This window comes from Pseudomonas sp. MS01C9 (assembly GCF_058202755.1).
Window position 1 is genome coordinate 118,256 of the sequence record NZ_CM177073.1, and the last position, 17,015, is coordinate 135,270.

Below are 17,015 nucleotides of genomic sequence, written 5' to 3' on the forward strand. Positions count from 1 at the left end.
GTGACCCGACTCAGGCCCAGGCCACCGTCAACAACCCGGCCCCGAGCACGACGCACAAGGGCGAGTAGATCCAGGTGTCGAGCCTGGCGAACGTCGAATCCTTGACCTCCTTGAAGAAGCCCACCAGGTTCGACTCGCCAATGGCCCGGGCGAACATCAGCAAGGCGATCGCGCTGATCAGCCACTGGAGCGCCCGATGAGTGACCGGCGGCGCCAGCAGACCGACCCGCAGGCTTACCAGCAGCGCGATCAACAGCAGCCCCAGGGCGACCAGCAGCGTCAACCAGCCCGATGGATCGAACGCCGGGCGCAGCGCCTGTCCGTGCTGCACCGGCACCTGGGGCACCACCGCCAGGGCGGCCCAGCGTCCGCCCAGGGCCCAATACATATGGATCAAGCTGATGGCCGCGAAAACCGCGACCAGCGACCGAGCCAATAACAGCGTCATTCGCCAGTCTCCTGGAAAAGGTTGAACATTCATCCTAGCTCGAATTTGATATTTCGCTGGACCGGCGCAGATTGCCAGCTTCACGCGAAACCCTCATTGCTCAGGATCAAGAGTTCAACCCGCCGCCAGGCGAATGCCTACAGCCCCGCCGCCACCTTGTCCGCCACGTCCTTGGGCAGCCAGGCCTGCCAGACCTGTGGATGGGCCTTGAGGAAAGCCTCGGCGGCTTCGCGCGGGGGCATGCGTTTTTCGCTCATGTCCGCCAGGGCCTTGTTCAACGGATCGATGGGCAGGTCGACCTTGCTGAAGAACTCGGCGATGTCCGGATACTGTTTCTGGAACGGGGTCGATACGCCGATGGACAGTTTCGAGGCCAGGGAGCGGGTCGGCCTGGGATTGGGGTTGTCGGCATCGGTCAGGGTTTTCCAGGCCTCGGCATCGAATGGCGGCTCCTCCAGCTGCACCAGCTTGAATTTTCCAAGCAGGGGCGTGGGCGACCAGTAATAGAACAGGATCGGCTTGCCTCGGCGAATCGAGGACGTGATCTCCGCATCCAGCGCCGCACCGGAACCGCTGCGGAAGTTGACGAAACTGTCGGCCAGGCCATAGGCCTTGAGCTTCTGTTTGTTGACCACCTCGGAAGTCCAGCCGATGGGGCTGTTGAGGAAACGCCCCTTGTCCGGACTCTCCGGATCCTTGAACACATGTTTGTATCGCGCCAGGTCGCTGACGCTGCGCAGGTCCGGCGCCAGGGGCTTGATACCCTTGGCCGGGTCGCCCTTGATGACGTACTCGGGTACCCACCAGCCTTCGGTCGCGCCTTTGACCGTATCGCCCAAGGCGACCACCTTGCCTTCGGCCTCGGCCTTGACCCACACCGGACTGCGTCCGGCCCATTCTTCCCCGATCACCTGGATGTCGTTGTTGGCCAGGGCGGTTTCCAGGGTAATGGTGGTGCCCGGCAATGTATCGGTTTTCAGGCCGTAGCCCTTCTCCACGATGATCCGCAGGATATCGGTGATCAGGCTGCCACTTTCCCAGTTCAAGTCGGCGAAGTGGATCGGCGCGGATGCGGCCGATGCCGGGAGTGGTGAAACCAACACAGCGAAGGTGGCCCAGGCAGCCAGCCACTGTCGAACTCGTTTCATGCATTGCACCTCATGCCAGACACAGCGATAGCTGAACGATCCTGCGTAACCGAACGCAAGCGTGTGAATAGTTCAGTCAACTGACTGTAGCCGAGGTTCCAGCGAGATCTTGTGAAAACTGTTACCGGCGTGGAAGTTGGGAACTTGCGCAGCCCCGCTTCCTACATTTTTTCACCGGCCTTGCATCTGTCATTCACTGGCCTTGAATGTCACGAGTTCACCCTTGCGCCACTTCGCGGCTTTGGCGGTGACGGCCTTCAGGGTCTTGGTCAAGCCTTCCTGCAATTGTTCGCGCGCCGCGAACACGGTGACCACGCTATGGCCTTCCTTGAACAGGATCGCCTCGCCCCCCGGCGTCGTTACAAACGCATAGTCGCCAAGTCCATAGACCGTGAGCTTGATCTCGCGAAACCTGATTTCAAACTTGCCGCCTTCACGACTTGGCAACACCGCCGCGCGAAAATGGTCACCGACCTTGAGCTCGAGCCTTTGCTTGTCATCGACCACCAGGGCCGATTCGGTATCGATTTCGGCGACATAGATACCTTCGGCGGTCTGCTCGGTGATGTAGACGAAACGCGACTGAAAGAGTTTGACCAGTTTTGCCCGAAGGTCACCCAGTACAAATAACGCATGCATGTCGAGATTACTTACTGCCAAGGAAACATCCCCATCTTTGAAAATGGTCCGTTCCACACAACGGACGGACCACAAGAACCCGTGCCGACTGTATCGTCGCAATGGACCTGTCACTGAAATTCGAAGTGAACGGCGTACCCTGTCCCAGGGCGAGAGAAGACTAAAGGATTGCCACTCTCGCCGCCTTTCCCAAGGAGCGTCAGGGGCTGAAGGAAATCTCCACTCTGCACATCGGAAAAGGTCGGACTACTAACTTTAGGGAAATTTCAGACTTAAAAAAGCATTTTTCTGACATCGAGCCTGAAAAAAATTGCTTTAGATAGGCACCACCGTCCATACGGTGCTGCCGATTCTAGAGCAGCCGTGGGCACGGAGACTACTTGAAATACCCGGCAATTCGTCGGTAAGCCATAGAAAAGGAATTCACATGGACGCCTTCACAACCCCGATCCAACCCGCCACGCCTCGCAACCTCGCCCCCCATGAGCCCCTCGGCGGGGCCGATGACCTCAAGGTTGGCCTGTTTCAACCGCGTTATCGGGTCGTCCTGGCCGGCAAGTGTTTTTTCCATATTGAAGAAACATCAACCGGACGTGTAAGAGGTTTCCGCGCTGATCATAACGAAGCCTGCTACCTGGCCAGGCACCTCGAACAGAGCGCTTGAACATCGGGACACAAGCGATAGAACTCCTGGCGCCCGCTTGCCTCAGATAAAGGAGTGCAACCCAGCGCCATCCCGGCGCACGCCCAAAGGAGAATCCCATGGAACAGCCCTCTCACGAACTTTCGACCCTGTTCGATCAACTGGGCCTGCCCTCGGACGGCAAAGCCATCGACGATTTCATCATGGCGCATCCGCTGGCGCCGGAGACCAAGCTGGTGGAAGCCGACTTCTGGTCGGATCAACAGAAAGACCTGCTCAGGGAGTGGTTGCTGGCCGATGGCGAAGAGGCCGTGCTGGTGGACCAACTGAACGTGCGCCTGCATGACGGCAAATAATCACGACGCCAACTGAATGAAGCGCCCCGTGGGAGCGAACGTGCTCCCACTTCCTTACTCCGCCCGGGCTCTGTACCAGAGTCCTGAAACGAAGGCCAGGCGCGGCTGCTTTCAACGCAGCATGAACGAGTATCAAGGCTTTCGTACAGCGCCTAGCGCGGCTTCTCGGGTTTATACCCCAGTCGCAGTCCACCCCAGTGACGCCCCTTGATCATGATCGGCACGGACAAGTCGTGCATCAGTTCGCCGGTATCACGGGTGTAGGTCTGCAACAGTACCGGCTGCTGGTGGCTGCCGCAGCGGATCCCGGTACGATCGGAAAACTTGCGTTTGGTGCGGTTGTTCAGCGTGTCCACCTGGGGATCCCCGGTCAGCGGCTGGCTGAAGACCTTGTTATGGGTCGGCACATAACCCTGTTGGGTGCAGGCGATTGCGAAGACCAGGCCCTCGTGCCGGGCCAGCAAGGGTTCCTGGATGGCCGGCAGGACCTGGTCGGTGTAACGGTCGAAACGGGTCAGGTACTTGGCCGGTTGGGTATTGGGGATGGGCTGGTAGCTGCGGTCGAACAGGTCGTCCAGGCTGATCCGTCCCTGGTCGACATCCTCCTCGAACTGCGCGGCGATCTGGCGCGCCCCTTCCCGGGCCAGGTCGTAGATGCGCTGGTGATAATCGTCCAGGCCAACCTCGGCCAGACGCTCGCTGATGGTCTCGGCCTGGCCTTCCATCTGCACGGCCGCCTCGGCCAGACGCTGGGTCTGCTGGTCGCTGACGGACAGGTCGCTGCGCATCTGCTCGATGGCATGGAACAGGCTGTCGAGCTGCTCGCGGTTGGTGTCGGTGCCTTGGGCGATGGCACTGACCTGATTCTCGACACCGGCGGCCAGCCGGGCGATGTTCTCCAAGTGCTGTCCGGTGTGCTCGACCTGCTGGACGCCGCTGTCCAGGTCACCGGCCAACTGGCGGATCTGCTCGACCACCTGGGCCGTGCGTTGCTGGATATCCGCCACCATGACCCCGACCTCGCCAGTCGCGGCGGCAGTGCGGCCAGCCAGGCCACGGACTTCGTCGGCGACCACCGCGAAGCCACGGCCATGCTCACCGGCCCGTGCCGCCTCGATGGCCGCGTTCAGTGCCAGCAGGTTGGTCTGGCTGGCGATGGACTGGATCACCAGGGTGACCCGTTGGATTTCATCGCTGCGTACGCTCAAGGCCTCGATCAGCTCGCGACTGTCGTTCGCGCGCTGGCTGAGCTGGTGCATGCGGCTGATGGATTCCACCAGTTCGCTGCGCCCGGCCACGCTGCTGCGATGGGCCTCGCTGGCGGCTCCCAGGGCCTGCTGGCTGAGTTGCGAGGTGGCTTGTTCGGTGGCGATCATCGCTTCGGCATTGCTGACGATCTGTGCCGCGGCATCGAGTTGCGACTGGACTCTACCGGCCAGTTGCTTGACCGAATAGGCTACGCCCGCCGCCGACAAGGCGTTATGGCTGGTGGTATAGGACAGGTCGCGGGTCAGCCCGGCCAGGGCGTCGGCATCGGTGTCGGCCGCAGGCGTGGTGGCCAGCCGCGAACGCAGGCGCGGTAACCAGACAATCACCATTGCCAGGGGCAGGACCAGGTACAAGGACCACCCGCCCAGCGCCATGCCACACAGCAGTGCACTCAGGGCGAGGCTCTGCAGGGTCGGCATCAGCCAGCGCGCCGGGCCCTTGGTATCCGATACCGAGGCAGGCACAGCACCCGCCAGAGATCCGTCTGTCGCCATGTTCGTCACCCACACTTCTCATTGTTATGCCTGCATTAAACGCCACTACAGAGCCATTATCCATGGTCCATTAGTAGGGTTCTTGCAGCAGGTCAACGGAAAGGAGGATGAGAAAAAGCAAAAGATCGCCGCCCGGGGGCCTCTACGGCCGTGGACGGCGATCTCTCGGAAGAAAAATCAGGCCTGACGCTGGTGCTTGTCGATCTGCTCGTGACGTTCCTGGGCTTCGATGCAGTATTTGGTGGTCGGGCTGATCAGCAGGCGCTTGAGGCCGATCGGCTCGCCGCTGTCATCACACCAGCCGAAGCTGTCGTCGTTGATACGGTCCAGGGCTTGCTCCAGCTGGGGCAGCATGCGCTGGTCACGGTCGATGGCGTTGACCAGCCAGGTACGCTCTTCTTCTACGGAAGCAGCGTCTGCGGGGTCAGCCGGGGAATCCAGACTTTCAATGGCGATTCGGTTCTGTTCGATGCGCTCGTGGGTTTCGACTTTCATGTTCTGCAACAGCTTGGTGAAGAAAGCCAGCTGCTCGGCATTCATGTAGTCATCCGCCGGCATGGCCAGCAACTTTTCCTTTGTCATTGATTTCTCTATAAAAAAACGTGCATTAAGGCGAATTATGGAGCGTCCCGCACTAAGCTGCCACGCTCATCGGGAAGGCGCCGTTTATTCCAAGCGCCACCCGGCACTCAATTTACGAGGGGCGGCAGTCTAAGGCCGAGTCGAAGCCTCAGCAACTGAAAACATAGGGAAAATATCCGACACCCCCTTTAAAAGCCGTCTGACAGGCGCCAGGCGGTTATCGGAATGCGTTTATAACAAGAAATTCGGTGCCGTGGCTGTATTGAGAAGACAAATGGCAACGCCACGCGGTCAGGCATGGCGCTTTGTCGCAGGGCCCGGGACGGAGGCGGGCCCGTTCCCTGGCCTCAGCGCTTGAGCTTGCGCTTGTTGCGGTACTGGTCGATGACCACCGCCACCACGATGATCACGCCCTTGATGATGTCCTGGATGTAGGCATCGACCCCCACGAAGGTGAAGCCGCTGGCCATGACACCGAGGATCAGCGCTCCGATCACCGTCCCGGTGATGCGCCCCACCCCACCCGCCAGGCTCGTGCCGCCAATGACCGCTGCGGCAATCGCATCCAGCTCGTAGGACATGCCCATGCCCGCCTGGCCGGTTGCGGCCCGTGCCGAGGCGACCACGCCGGCCAGCCCCGCCAGCAACCCGGCGATGCTGTAGACGATCACCAGGTGACGCTTGACGTTGATCCCCGAGGTCCGTGCCGCCTGCATGTTGCCACCGATGGCGTAGGTGTATTTGCCGTACTTGGTGTAGCGCAGGGCAATCTGAAAGATCACCGCCACCACCAGGAAAATGATCACCGGCATGGCCCCGTGGCCGATGGCGGTGTAGGAATCCGACAGCATGCTCACCGGCTGGCCTTCCGTGTAGTAACGCGCCAGCCCACGGGCCGACACCATCATGCCGAGGGTGGCGATAAAAGGCGGGATGCCGGTGATGGCGATGATGCTGCCGTTGATCGCACCGGCCAGCAGGCCTACCCCCAACCCCGCCACTACGGGGATCCAGGCCGGCAGGTCAGTCAGGGAAGGAAACACCGCCCGGGCGAAATCCGAGGTCTGGGCCAGGCTCGCGGCGATCATCGCCGACAGCGCCAGCACTGAGCCGGACGATAGGTCGATACCGGTGGTGATGATGACCTGGGTCACCCCGATGGCCAAGAGGCCAATGATCGACACTTGCAGGATCATCAACACCAGGCGCTGGGAGTTCATCAGGAAACTCTGGTCGCGCATGATCCAGCCAAACAGTTCGAACACCAGGCCGATGCCGATCAGCACCAGGAAGATACTCAGCTCCGTTGGCAACCGCCGACGCGTCCTGGCCGGCGCCGCCGCGGGTTTGTTTTCCAGTATCGCGTTCATAGCCATTCACCTTTTTCATGACATGTCGACGGCATGGGGATCGCTGTCGAACCGTTTGATCGCAAGGGTTTGTACGAAAAGTCGCCGAGTGGCGATCAGGCAAGGCGAAAACAGGCGAGGAACGCGCTCGACTTGGCGAGCTGTCTATGATCATTTCGAGCGGACTCGCACGAGCCTGTTTTCAATGCAGCCTGATCGTTGCGCAGGCACTTTTTGTACAAAACCTAGTGGACCGCGGACAAACCCGAGGCCAGTTGCATGACCCGTTCCTGGGTCGCTTCGCTGCGGTCGAGGATGCCCATCTGGTCGCCCTCGTGCATGACCAGCACCCGGTCGCTCATGCCCAGCACCTCAGGCAGCTCCGAAGAAATCATGATCACCGCCATGCCCTCGCTGGCGAGGAAGGCAATCAGCCGGTAGATCTCGGCCTTGGCGCCGACGTCGATGCCCCGGGTCGGCTCATCGAGGATCAGGATGCGTGGGTTGGTCATCAGCCAGCGGGCCAGCAGCGCTTTCTGCTGGTTGCCGCCGGACAGGGTGTCGATGCACTGCTCCAGGGACGGGGTCTTGACCCTGAGTTTCTTGCACATGTCTTCGCACAGGGCTCGCAGGGCCTTCTGCTGGATGAAGCCGTTGCCGACGTAATGGGGCAACACCGCCATTTCCATGTTTTCCAGTACCGACAGGCACGGGAACAGCCCACTGAGCTTGCGGTCCTCGGTCAACAGCGCAAAACCTTTCTCGATGGCCATGTGCGGGTCACTGATGCGCACCGGTTGGCCGTCCAGCAGAATCTGGCCGCCGGTCGCCGGGGTCACGCCAAAGATCGCCTCGGCCACATTGGTCCGCCCCGACCCCATCAACCCGGCGATCCCCAGGATCTCCCCGGCATGCAGGTCGAAGGACACCCCCTTGAAGACACCGTCCAGGCTCAGGTCGCGTACCGCCAGGACCTGTTCGCCAATGGGCGTTTCCCGCTCCGGGAAAAGCTGGCTCAACTCACGCCCGACCATCATCGAAATCAGGCTGTCGCCATCCATGCTGTCGGCCCGTTGCAGGCCGATGTAGGCACCATCGCGGAACACCGCCACCTCGTCGGCGATGGCAAACACTTCGTTCATCTTGTGGGTGATGTAGATGATGCCTTTGCCCTGGGACTTGAGGTCGGCAATGATGGAAAACAGATGGGCGACTTCCGTTTCGGTGATGGCCGAGGTCGGTTCATCCATGATGAGAATGTCGGAGTCGTAGGACACGGCCTTGGCGATTTCCACCATCTGCCGCTCGGCAATGCTGAGGTTGCCTACCTGTTCCTCGGGATCGAGGTTGATGCGCAGGCGCTCCAGCAACCTGGCGGTGCAGCGGTGCATTTCCCCGTGATCGATCATGTGCAGGCCGTTGAGCTGTTCGCGGCCGATCCAGATGTTTTCGGCGATGCTCATGTGGGGCATCAGGTTCAACTCCTGGTGGATCATCGCGATGCCGGCCTGCAACGCGGCCAGGGGCGTGTCGAACGCCACCGGCTTGCCTCGCAGGCGCAATTCACCGGCATCCGGCTGGTAGATGCCGGCGATGATCTTCATCAGGGTGGACTTGCCCGCGCCGTTTTCCCCCATCAGGGCCAGCACGGAACCGGGACGTACCCGCAATTGCACGTCGGACAGGGCCACCACGCCAGGGAACCCCTTGCTGACATTGACGACCTCCAACAGGTAGGGCTCGTCAGGTAGTGTGCCCGGCTGGACAGTCATTGCCGGGGCGCTCGAAGCAGTCGCTGAGGCGAACATGATCAGGTACTCCCTCGGCAAGATCGGCGTGGCGACCTTGCCTGCTGATTAGTGTGGTCGGACCGAGGCTGCGCTGGACGTCACTTGAACTGGGCGACGTTTTCCGGGGTGATCAGGCGATACGGCACCCACACCGCCGGCTCCACCGCTTGTTTCTTGACCATTTTCACGGCTGTATCGATGGAGCCATCCGCCTGGCCCTTGGCGTCCTGGAACACCGAGACCGCCATGTCGCCCTTCTTGATGGCGTTCAAGCCGTCCGGCGTGCCATCGACCCCGGCGATCAAAACGCTGCCTTTTTTCTGGCCGGCCTGTTTCAGGGCCATCGAGGCGCCAATGGCCATCTCATCGTTGTTGGCCACCACCGCCTGGAACTCGCGCCCCTGGGTCAGCCAGTCGTTGACCAGGGTCATGCCCTTGTCGCGCAACCAGGTCCCGGTCTGTTCCTGCTCGATCTTGATATCGGGGTATTTGGCCAGTACTTCCTTGACGCCCTTGGTGCGGTTGGTGGTGGAGTTGTTGGCCAGGTCTCCCAGCAGGATCACGATATTGCCCTTGCCGCCCATCTTTTGCGCCAGGTACTGCATCTGCATCCGCCCGGCTTCCAGGTCGTCGGAGGCGACGGTCACCACGCCCGCCGGCAATTTCAGGTCATCGGGCCGACGATTGACGTAGACCAGGGGAATGCCCGCGGCCACGGCGGCCTTGGTGATGCGCTGGGTCGCGGCGGTGTCCACCGGGTTGACGATGATGGCGTCGACCTTCTGGCTGATGAAGCTTTCCACCTGGCTCAGTTGCTTGACCACATCGCTGCGGGCGTCCTCGAATTGCAACGTGACGCCGTCCGGCATGGACTTGGCTTTCTTGTCCATGGATTCGCGCAGGTAGGTCAGCCAGGTGTCATCGAACTGCGACATGCTGACGCCGATCTTCAGGTCCGCCAGGGCAGCACCGCTGGCGAACATCAACGACAGGGCCAGCGAGGCGATACGGGTCTTGATCTTCATGAACGGTCTTTCTCCACATTCTTGTTGATTTTATGGATAAGGCGAGACGGCTCTCAGGAACGGGGCAGGCGCACGATGGGCGCCCCCGGCACGCAACACACCACGGCGCCTTGGCGCTGGATGCACAGGGATTCGAACAGAGGAAGAATTGCGGACAGGCGCAACGGACGGGGCAGGTGAAACGCAGAACGCTTGAAGGTTTTCATCGACGGTACCTGGCTGTGTTTCTTGTTTTTGTTGAGTTCGTCATCCGTTCAGGACAGGCAACGGATGGGAACAGGGTGTCGGTAACCTGGAAACGACTTTATTGGAAAATATTTTCCACATCAACTTATTTTAGAATTTTATTCGTCTTTTATTCCATGGCCGACAGGCGTGGGCAATACCTGCACTTCGCCCCCCTCGGCGCTCTGCCGGGCAGCGTCCAGGATAGAGGTCGTCGCCCAGGCGTCACGGGCCTGGACCGGCAGCGGGCCAGCGCCCTGCAAGGCGAGCTGCAGGCGTTGGTAGAACTCGATCCAGCAACCCCGCTCCGATGCCACGCGCTCGCGCTCGCCACCCTGTTCGAACCACCCCCAGCGTCGATGTTCCTCGGTACCCCAGCGTTCCCCCTCCGTCGCCGGGCTCAACCCGGCAAGCGCCAGGGCTTCCTGGCCATCGAGGCCTTCGACGGTATAACTGCCCTCGCTGCCGCTGACCCGAAAGCGCGGCCGCGGTGCGTTTTGCAGGCAGTTGCCGCTCAGGTGGGAAACCACGCCGTTGGCATGGGTCAGGGACACAAAGAAGCCGTTGTCGAATACCTGGCCTGGCTGGCGGTAGTCCAGCTCGGCGTAGACCCTGGTCACCGGCCCGAACAATTGCAGCGCCTGGTCCACCAGATGGCTGCCCAGATCGCGCAGGAAACCACCACCGCTGCCTTTGCCAACCGATGTCGGTGAATAGCGCTCGACACTGGACTCGAAACGAATGACCTGCCCCAAGGCTCCGGACGCCAGCAGTTTGCGCAGGGTCAGGTAATCCGAATCCCAGCGACGGTTCTGGTAAACACAGAGCGGCACATTGCACCGCTCGGCCGCCACCACCATTGCCTCGGCCTGCGCGGCGTCCCGGGCAAAAGGTTTGTCGCTGACCACCGCCACACCGAGTTCAATCGCCTCCATCACCACCGCCGGGCGGCCGTCCAAAGGCGTGGACACCACCACCGCGTCGATGCCCGCCGCCACCAGTTCGGCGAGGGTGTCAAAAGCCTGGACGTGTGGGTAATCACTCGCCAACTGCTGGCGTCGCTCGACGGACCGGGTCACCACGCCGACGAACGTAGCCCCCGGCAGGCTGCTGATCAGCGGCGCGTGAAAAAACCGCCCACCCTTGCCGTAGCCGACTAGTCCGATTCGCATGAAAGCTCCTTGTCTGGATATGACACTGTCCTCTGTGGGAGCGAGCTTGCTCGCCATGGCGTCGGATCAGCCAGTATTAATGTTGCCTGACCCACCGCTATCGCGAGCAAGCCCGTTCCCACAGGGGATTGGGGTTAACCGTAGAAGGGCGGACGCTCGGGCAAGCTGACCTTGACGATCTGCCCACTCTGCTGCGCCTCAATACAGGCATCCGCCGCCACCGCCGCCGCAAACCCATCCCAGGCCGACGGTCCACCCACCTGGCCGGCGCGCACGCCATCGATGAATGCCTGCAGCTCGACGTCATAGGCGGCGATGAAACGGTCCTTCCAGTCCATCAGGATGGCATTGGACAGTTTGGCCTCACTGCGCAGCTGGACCTGGGACGGTTCCGCAAGCCGGGCGATGCCGGTCTCCCCCACTACTTCGCACTGGATGTCGTAGCCGTACTGGCAATTGACGAACACCTCTACGTCGATGCGAGTGCCCCTGGCGGTCTCCAGCAGCACCACCTGCGGGTCACGCAAGTGAGCCAGGGCCTTGCTGGTCTTGCGTGGAAACACCACCTGCACCGAGACGTAGTCGTCGGCCAGCAACCAGCGCAGCACATCCAGCTCATGGATCAGGGTGTCGGTGATGGCCATGTCGGTCTTGTAATTCTCTCCCACCCTCGGGTTGCGGTGAGCGCAGTGCAGCATCAGCGGCTCGCCGATCTGTCCGCTGTCGATCACCGCCTTGAGCGCCCGGTACCCCTGGTCGTAAGGCCGCATGAAACCCACCTGCACCAGGCGCTTGCCATGGGCCACCTCGGCGTCGACGATCCTGCGGCAGCCTTCGGCCGTCACCGCCAGGGGTTTTTCGCAGAACACCGGCTTGCCGGCCGCGACGGCCGCCAGCACGAATTCCTCGTGGCTCGGTCCCCAGGAGGTGACCAGGATCGCCTCCACTTCCGGGGCCTTGATCAATGCATGTCCATCGGGGTACACCTCGGCGGTGAGGTTCAGGTCGGCCACGACCTTTGCCGCTTGGGAGAGGTTGATGTCAGTCACCGCCACCACCTGGCTGTTGAGCAAGGTCTGGCTGCAACGACGGATATGATCCTGGCCGATGGCCCCGGTGCCGATGACGCCCAGCTTCAAAGACATTTGCAACTCCTTGTGTTGTTTGGGTGGGGCAATCAGTACTGACGGGCCTGGGCCAGTCGTTCATTGAGGGTGCGGGCGACCTCATCGGTACGGGTGCTGGTGGAGACCTGCGCCACGCCGACACGCCACCATGACAAGTACTTGTGGATCATGGTCTTGGGCAGGACCTTGATGTCGATCAGGGTCGAGACGGTCTGCCGTCGCGCATCGGCCAGGGCCGCGTGCAGTTCCTCGAGGGTCTTGACCCTGTAGGTCTTGCAGCCATAGGCCGCCGCGCTCATGGCGAAATCCACCGGTACGAAGCCGCCGTCGAGCTTGCCGGTGTCCGGGTTGCGGAAGCGGAATTCAGTGCCGAAGCTGTCCATGCCATGTTCCATCTGCAGGTTGTTGATGCAGCCGAAGGTCATGTTGTCCAGCAGCACCACATTGATCTTGCGCCGTTCCTGGATCGAGGTCGCCAGCTCCGAATGCAACATCATGTAGGAGCCATCGCCCACCAGGGCATATACCTCTTTTCCAGGCTCGGCGAGCTTCACGCCCAACGCCGCATTCACCTCATACCCCATGCAGGAATACGCGTACTCGACGTGGTAGGTGTTCACGCCCTTGCTGCGCCAGCTGCGCTGCAAGTCGCCAGGCAGGCTGCCAGCGGCGGCCACGATGATGGCGTCGTCGTCCAGGGTTTCGTTGAGGGTACCCAGTACACGACTCTGGGTCAGGCAGGAGCCGGTGAGTTCGATGAATTCGCGCAACACCGCCGGGTCCGTGCGGTCGTTGATTTCCGGGACGAAATCCTCGGTTCGATAGTCGGCCTGGTAGACCCGGTCCACCTCGGCATCCAGTCGAGCCCTGGCTTCGGCGATGCGCCCGCCCCATTCGGCGCGATAGCCGCCCAGGGTGCACGACAAGGCCTCGAGTCCCGAACGGGCATCGGCCACCAGTTGCACGCCATCGAGCTTCAACGCGTCGCATGGGCTGATGTTGAGATTGAGGAACTGCACCTCCGGGTGCTGGAACAGCCATTTCGAGGCAGTGGTGAAATCGCTGTAGCGAGTACCGATACCGATGATCAGGTCCGCTTCCTTGGCCAGCAGGTTCGCCGCCAGGCAGCCGGTTTCGCCGATACCGCCCACGTTCAGACGATGGCTGGACACCACCGCGCTCTTGCCGGCCTGGGTCTCGGCGAAGGGGATCTCGAAGCGTTCGGCGAACCCCTGGAGGGCGGCGTTGGCGCCGGCATACTTCACGCCCCCGCCCGCGATGATCAGCGGCTTGCGCTTGCCCTTGAGCAATGCCAGGGCATCCCCCAGCATCGCCTCGGTGGCCGGCCGGCGGTCGATCCGATGCACGCGTTTTTGCAGGAAATAGTCCGGGTAGTCGTAGGCCTCGGCTTGTACGTCCTGGGGCAGCGCCAGGGTCACCGCACCGGTCTCGGCAGGGTCGGTGAGCACGCGCATGGCGTGGATCGCGGCGGTCATCAATTGTTCGGGGCGATTGATCCGGTCCCAGTATTTGCTCACGGCCTTGAACGCATCGTTGGTGCTGATGCTCAGGTCGTGGAACTGCTCGATCTGTTGCAGGACCGGGTCCGGCTGGCGGCTGGCATAGACATCGCCGGGCAACAGCAGCAACGGGATACGGTTGGCGGTGGCCGTGGCGGCAGCGGTCAGCATGTTCGCCGCGCCGGGGCCGACCGATGAGGTGCAGGCATAGATTTTCCGACGCAGGTGCTGCTTGGCGAAGCCGATGGCGGCGTGGGCCATGCCCTGCTCGTTACGCCCCTGGTGCACCACCAGGTCGCCGCTGTCCTGCTCCAGCGCCTGGCCCAGGCCCAGCACGTTGCCGTGACCGAATATGGTAAAGACGCCGGCGATGAACTTGCTCTGGACGCCGTCGACCTCGACATACTGGTTATCGAGGAATTTCACCAGGGCCTGGGCCATGGTCAGTCGTGTTGTGGACATGCTTGCACCTTTTTCAAACGCAACTCGATCGAGCGTGGAAGCCGGCCTGCCCCGGGCAGGCGCCGTGCCAGCGACATCGATGCGATGCCGACGCCTGGACGGGCGAGCCCGCTCCCACATGAAAAGTTTCCCGACACGGCAGTCAGGCCTGGGAGTTCTGCAGGTGATTCATGCTTGCTCCCAGCGGCTGGCGCAGGTCAGCCAACTGATGGACGCTTTCGGCGAACGGTTCGAAGGACAGGTAGCCGTCATACCCGCCGGCCCGCAACGCTTCGATCTGCGCGGCATTGCCGAGGATATCGCCCTCGCCCACCAGCACCCGGTGACCGTCCCGGATCGTCGCCAGGGGCGCCAGGGCATCTTCGACGCCGGAGATGTGCACCAGGCCGGTCAACTCGGCAAAGCACTCCCGCTCCCCCGCCAGATGATGGTGAAAGGTGTCATGCACCAGGCGAAACACATCCTGGGTATCGGTGTCCGCGATCGCTTCCACCGCCGTGCGCTTGAGGCGCAGCGAGCACTCCTCGAACCCCAGGGGCTCGATATAGCCGTAGACACCGAAGGCCCGCAGGATCGGCGCCAGCTCACCGAGGGCGGTACGCAGCCCCGCCGAACGTTCGGCCTCGCTGCGCGGGTCGGCGCGATCGTTCAATGGACACATCACCAGCCCCTGGGCACCACATTCGCGGGCGTAGTCGGCCAGCCTCACGGCCTGGACACGGCGCTCTTCGTTCCACACATCGAAAGGGTAAAGGGCATTGATCGACAGCACCTTGATGCCCCGCGCCTCGCATAACTGGCGCACGCTGGCCGGTGCCATGCCGTTCTCGATCTCGACGCCCTGCAGATCGTTGCGGATTTCAATGGCATCGGTTTTCAAGGCCAGGGCCAGGTCGATGAACTCAGGCAGTGACAGGCGTGGCGCAACCATTCGGTTCAAGGCAAAACGCAGGGGCTTGTTCATTGTTATTCCTCCGGCATTCGTGCAAAACGGGCGATGGGACGTTCAGAGGTCCAGCAGCCAACTGTGCTGCGGGTCGTTATGGAACTGCCAGACCCGCTTCGGGCCGGCCATGACATTCAGGTAGTACGACTCGTACCCGTAGGGCACGCTGACCGGGTGGTACCCCTTGGGCACCACGACCAGGTCGCTGTTTTCCACGGCCATGGCCTGGTCGATGCTGCGATCGTCGGTATAGACCCGTTGGAACACGAAGCCCTGGGGCGGACTGATCTGGTGGTAATAGGTTTCTTCCAGGAAGCTCTGGTGCGGCAGGTCGTCGGTGTCGTGCTTGTGGGGCGGGTAGCTGGACGAATGGCCCGAAGGCGTGCGCACCTCCACCACCAGCAGCGAATGGGCTGGCTCGCTGTCCGGCAGGATGTCGCAGACATACCGGGTGTTGGCACCCTTGCCGCGAACGCTGCGCTTCATGCTGTCGGGCAGGATCAGGCGCGGGCCGTACTCGTTTCCGGCCGAACCCGGGGCGGCACATACCGCCAGTTGCACGTCGCTCAAGGCGGTCACCAGCGCCTGGCTGCCGGGGGGCAGGTAGGCGGCATAGGGCGACTTGTCCTCGAACACCGACTGGCGATCACCCAGGTTGTCCCAATCGAAAACGCCCTGCCCCGGCGCCTCGCCCTTCAGACCGATACGCCCGCTGAGCAGCACCAGGCACAGCTCCTTGTCGGCCGCGGCCACCGGCAGGGTTTCGCCGAGGCTCAGGCGACAGGCCGTGAAGCCGACGTATTCCAGCTCGCCCGGGGGCAACGCCACCACGGTCCGGCCGCTGGCTTGACTCTTGATCAACAGGCTCATGCCGGGATCCTCTCTTGCAGCAAGGCGCGCAGGGTGTCGTAGCCCTTCTTGGCATACACATAGCTCGGCGCCACGGCGGGATCCTGCTCGGCCTCCACCACCAGCCATCCCTGGTAGTCGGCGGCCAACAGGACGTCGAGCAACGCGGCGAAATCGATGTCGCCATCCCCCGGCACGGTGAAGGTGCCGTTGATGATGCAGTCGGGAAAGCTCCACAGGTTGTTGCGCGCCAGCTGCACCACCGGCTTGCGCACATCCTTGAAATGCACGTGGCAGATCCGCTCGATGTGCTTGCGCAAGACTTGCAGCGGTTCGCCGCCGCCCATGTAGCAGTGTCCTGAGTCGAACAGCAGGCCGACTTCGCTACCGGTCAGAGCCATCAACTTGTCGATGTCCGAAGGCGACTCGACATAAGCGCCCATGTGATGGTGATAGGCCAGACGCACCCCCTGGGACAACGTGAAGCGGGCCAGTTCGGTCAGCTTGTCGGCATAGGCCTGCCAGGCCTCGTCGGTGTGAAAGCGCGGCCGCTCGATCAGGGGAATCCGCTGGCCTTGGATGGAGTCGGCGACTTCCCCGTAGACCAGCACCGTGGCGCCATTCTGCGCCAGCAACTCGACATGGCTGGCAATGGCGTCGATTTCCTCGGCTGCCGAGCGTCGGGCCAGACGACTGGAATACCAACCCGAGACCAGTGCCAGGTCATAGGGGCGCAGCACATCGCCCACACCCTTGGCGTCCTTGGGAAACTTGCCGTTGAGCTCGAAACCTTCATAGCCGATGGCCTTGCCCTCGCTCAGCGCGGTGCTCAACGGTGTCTCGCCGCCCAACGAGGGCAAGTCGTCGTTGCTCCAGGAAATCGGGTTGATGCCAATTCGAATCGCGGGCATGGCTGCACCTTTTATTGTTTTCAAACTGAATGCATGGGTGAACGCAACACTACTGTGGCA

General features: G+C 62.0%; 17 protein-coding genes. 2 read left to right on the plus strand and 15 right to left on the minus strand.

The features are described 5' to 3' along the window. Window positions 1-10 precede the first annotated feature (10 nt). From AC1M7R_RS00525 to AC1M7R_RS00535, 3 genes are all read right to left on the minus strand, one after another. Complete coding sequence (locus AC1M7R_RS00525) at window positions 11-448, minus strand: DUF3995 domain-containing protein (protein ID WP_072396184.1); 438 nt, start codon at window positions 446-448, stop codon at window positions 11-13. Window positions 449-585: 137 nt separating this feature from the next. Beyond that, window positions 586-1,596 (minus strand): ABC transporter substrate-binding protein, encoded by a 1,011-nt coding sequence (locus AC1M7R_RS00530; protein ID WP_072431460.1) that lies wholly within the window; start codon window positions 1,594-1,596, stop codon window positions 586-588. A gap of 189 nt (window positions 1,597-1,785) precedes the next feature. Further along, a complete protein-coding gene (locus AC1M7R_RS00535) occupies window positions 1,786-2,235 on the minus strand; it encodes a hypothetical protein (protein WP_072431459.1) in 450 nt (149 codons plus the stop codon). A 427-nt stretch (window positions 2,236-2,662) separates the two neighbouring features. On the opposite strand from AC1M7R_RS00535, the gene AC1M7R_RS00540 reads away from it, so the two are divergent. Continuing rightward, on the plus strand, window positions 2,663-2,899 hold the full coding sequence (locus AC1M7R_RS00540) for a hypothetical protein (RefSeq protein ID WP_072396178.1): 237 nt from the start codon (window positions 2,663-2,665) through the stop codon (window positions 2,897-2,899). A gap of 98 nt (window positions 2,900-2,997) precedes the next feature. After that, complete coding sequence (locus AC1M7R_RS00545) at window positions 2,998-3,234, plus strand: DUF2789 family protein (RefSeq protein ID WP_072396176.1); 237 nt, start codon at window positions 2,998-3,000, stop codon at window positions 3,232-3,234. A gap of 152 nt (window positions 3,235-3,386) precedes the next feature. Here the strand turns inward: AC1M7R_RS00545 and AC1M7R_RS00550 are convergent, their stop codons facing one another. The 12 genes from AC1M7R_RS00550 to iolE form a co-directional block, all read right to left on the minus strand. Beyond that, a complete protein-coding gene (locus tag AC1M7R_RS00550; protein WP_165887480.1) occupies window positions 3,387-4,997 on the minus strand; it encodes a methyl-accepting chemotaxis protein in 1,611 nt (536 codons plus the stop codon). 177 nt (window positions 4,998-5,174) lie between these two features. After that, window positions 5,175-5,579 (minus strand): TraR/DksA family transcriptional regulator, encoded by a 405-nt coding sequence (locus AC1M7R_RS00555; RefSeq protein WP_072396172.1) that lies wholly within the window; start codon window positions 5,577-5,579, stop codon window positions 5,175-5,177. A 347-nt stretch (window positions 5,580-5,926) separates the two neighbouring features. Further along, window positions 5,927-6,949 carry an ABC transporter permease gene (locus AC1M7R_RS00560; RefSeq protein ID WP_490610146.1) on the minus strand — a complete coding sequence of 341 codons (1,023 nt, stop codon included), beginning with the start codon at window positions 6,947-6,949 and terminating at the stop codon, window positions 5,927-5,929. 224 nt (window positions 6,950-7,173) lie between these two features. Next, window positions 7,174-8,736, minus strand: coding sequence for a sugar ABC transporter ATP-binding protein (locus AC1M7R_RS00565; protein WP_072431458.1), 1,563 nt, complete (start codon window positions 8,734-8,736; stop codon window positions 7,174-7,176). A gap of 80 nt (window positions 8,737-8,816) precedes the next feature. Further along, window positions 8,817-9,743: a sugar ABC transporter substrate-binding protein gene (locus AC1M7R_RS00570; RefSeq protein WP_072396167.1), complete on the minus strand. Its 927-nt coding sequence runs from the start codon at window positions 9,741-9,743 to the stop codon at window positions 8,817-8,819. Window positions 9,744-9,796: 53 nt separating this feature from the next. Continuing rightward, window positions 9,797-9,949, minus strand: coding sequence for a hypothetical protein (locus AC1M7R_RS00575; RefSeq protein WP_440776449.1), 153 nt, complete (start codon window positions 9,947-9,949; stop codon window positions 9,797-9,799). A 138-nt stretch (window positions 9,950-10,087) separates the two neighbouring features. Further along, a complete protein-coding gene (locus AC1M7R_RS00580; protein ID WP_072396156.1) occupies window positions 10,088-11,140 on the minus strand; it encodes a Gfo/Idh/MocA family protein in 1,053 nt (350 codons plus the stop codon). 134 nt (window positions 11,141-11,274) lie between these two features. Next, window positions 11,275-12,285: a bifunctional inositol 2-dehydrogenase/D-chiro-inositol 1-dehydrogenase gene (iolG, locus tag AC1M7R_RS00585; RefSeq protein ID WP_072396154.1), complete on the minus strand. Its 1,011-nt coding sequence runs from the start codon at window positions 12,283-12,285 to the stop codon at window positions 11,275-11,277. Between the two features lie 32 nt (window positions 12,286-12,317). Beyond that, window positions 12,318-14,249 carry a 3D-(3,5/4)-trihydroxycyclohexane-1,2-dione acylhydrolase (decyclizing) gene (gene iolD, locus AC1M7R_RS00590; protein ID WP_165887477.1) on the minus strand — a complete coding sequence of 644 codons (1,932 nt, stop codon included), beginning with the start codon at window positions 14,247-14,249 and terminating at the stop codon, window positions 12,318-12,320. Window positions 14,250-14,391: 142 nt separating this feature from the next. Next, the gene (locus tag AC1M7R_RS00595; RefSeq protein ID WP_490610147.1) at window positions 14,392-15,213 is read right to left on the minus strand and encodes a TIM barrel protein; all 822 of its coding nucleotides are present in this window, start codon (window positions 15,211-15,213) and stop codon (window positions 14,392-14,394) included. A gap of 42 nt (window positions 15,214-15,255) precedes the next feature. Continuing rightward, window positions 15,256-16,065, minus strand: a complete 810-nt coding sequence (gene iolB, locus AC1M7R_RS00600) for a 5-deoxy-glucuronate isomerase (RefSeq protein ID WP_072396148.1) — start codon at window positions 16,063-16,065, stop codon at window positions 15,256-15,258. Beyond that, a complete protein-coding gene (iolE, locus tag AC1M7R_RS00605; protein WP_072396146.1) occupies window positions 16,062-16,955 on the minus strand; it encodes a myo-inosose-2 dehydratase in 894 nt (297 codons plus the stop codon). The genes iolB and iolE overlap by 4 nt, the downstream gene beginning before the upstream one ends. Window positions 16,956-17,015: the final 60 nt, after the last annotated feature.

Coding starts and splice junctions, on each gene's coding strand:
- AC1M7R_RS00525 (WP_072396184.1), bottom strand. CDS start 448: ATGACGCTGTTATTGGCTCGGTCGCTGGTCGCGGTTTTCGCGGCCATC.
- AC1M7R_RS00530 (WP_072431460.1), bottom strand. CDS start 1,596: ATGAAACGAGTTCGACAGTGGCTGGCTGCCTGGGCCACCTTCGCTGTG.
- AC1M7R_RS00535 (WP_072431459.1), bottom strand. CDS start 2,235: ATGCATGCGTTATTTGTACTGGGTGACCTTCGGGCAAAACTGGTCAAA.
- AC1M7R_RS00540 (WP_072396178.1), top strand. CDS start 2,663: ATGGACGCCTTCACAACCCCGATCCAACCCGCCACGCCTCGCAACCTC.
- AC1M7R_RS00545 (WP_072396176.1), top strand. CDS start 2,998: ATGGAACAGCCCTCTCACGAACTTTCGACCCTGTTCGATCAACTGGGC.
- AC1M7R_RS00550 (WP_165887480.1), bottom strand. CDS start 4,997: ATGGCGACAGACGGATCTCTGGCGGGTGCTGTGCCTGCCTCGGTATCG.
- AC1M7R_RS00555 (WP_072396172.1), bottom strand. CDS start 5,579: ATGACAAAGGAAAAGTTGCTGGCCATGCCGGCGGATGACTACATGAAT.
- AC1M7R_RS00560 (WP_490610146.1), bottom strand. CDS start 6,949: ATGAACGCGATACTGGAAAACAAACCCGCGGCGGCGCCGGCCAGGACG.
- AC1M7R_RS00565 (WP_072431458.1), bottom strand. CDS start 8,736: ATGTTCGCCTCAGCGACTGCTTCGAGCGCCCCGGCAATGACTGTCCAG.
- AC1M7R_RS00570 (WP_072396167.1), bottom strand. CDS start 9,743: ATGAAGATCAAGACCCGTATCGCCTCGCTGGCCCTGTCGTTGATGTTC.
- AC1M7R_RS00575 (WP_440776449.1), bottom strand. CDS start 9,949: ATGAAAACCTTCAAGCGTTCTGCGTTTCACCTGCCCCGTCCGTTGCGC.
- AC1M7R_RS00580 (WP_072396156.1), bottom strand. CDS start 11,140: ATGCGAATCGGACTAGTCGGCTACGGCAAGGGTGGGCGGTTTTTTCAC.
- iolG (WP_072396154.1), bottom strand. CDS start 12,285: ATGTCTTTGAAGCTGGGCGTCATCGGCACCGGGGCCATCGGCCAGGAT.
- iolD (WP_165887477.1), bottom strand. CDS start 14,249: ATGTCCACAACACGACTGACCATGGCCCAGGCCCTGGTGAAATTCCTC.
- AC1M7R_RS00595 (WP_490610147.1), bottom strand. CDS start 15,213: ATGAACAAGCCCCTGCGTTTTGCCTTGAACCGAATGGTTGCGCCACGC.
- iolB (WP_072396148.1), bottom strand. CDS start 16,065: ATGAGCCTGTTGATCAAGAGTCAAGCCAGCGGCCGGACCGTGGTGGCG.
- iolE (WP_072396146.1), bottom strand. CDS start 16,955: ATGCCCGCGATTCGAATTGGCATCAACCCGATTTCCTGGAGCAACGAC.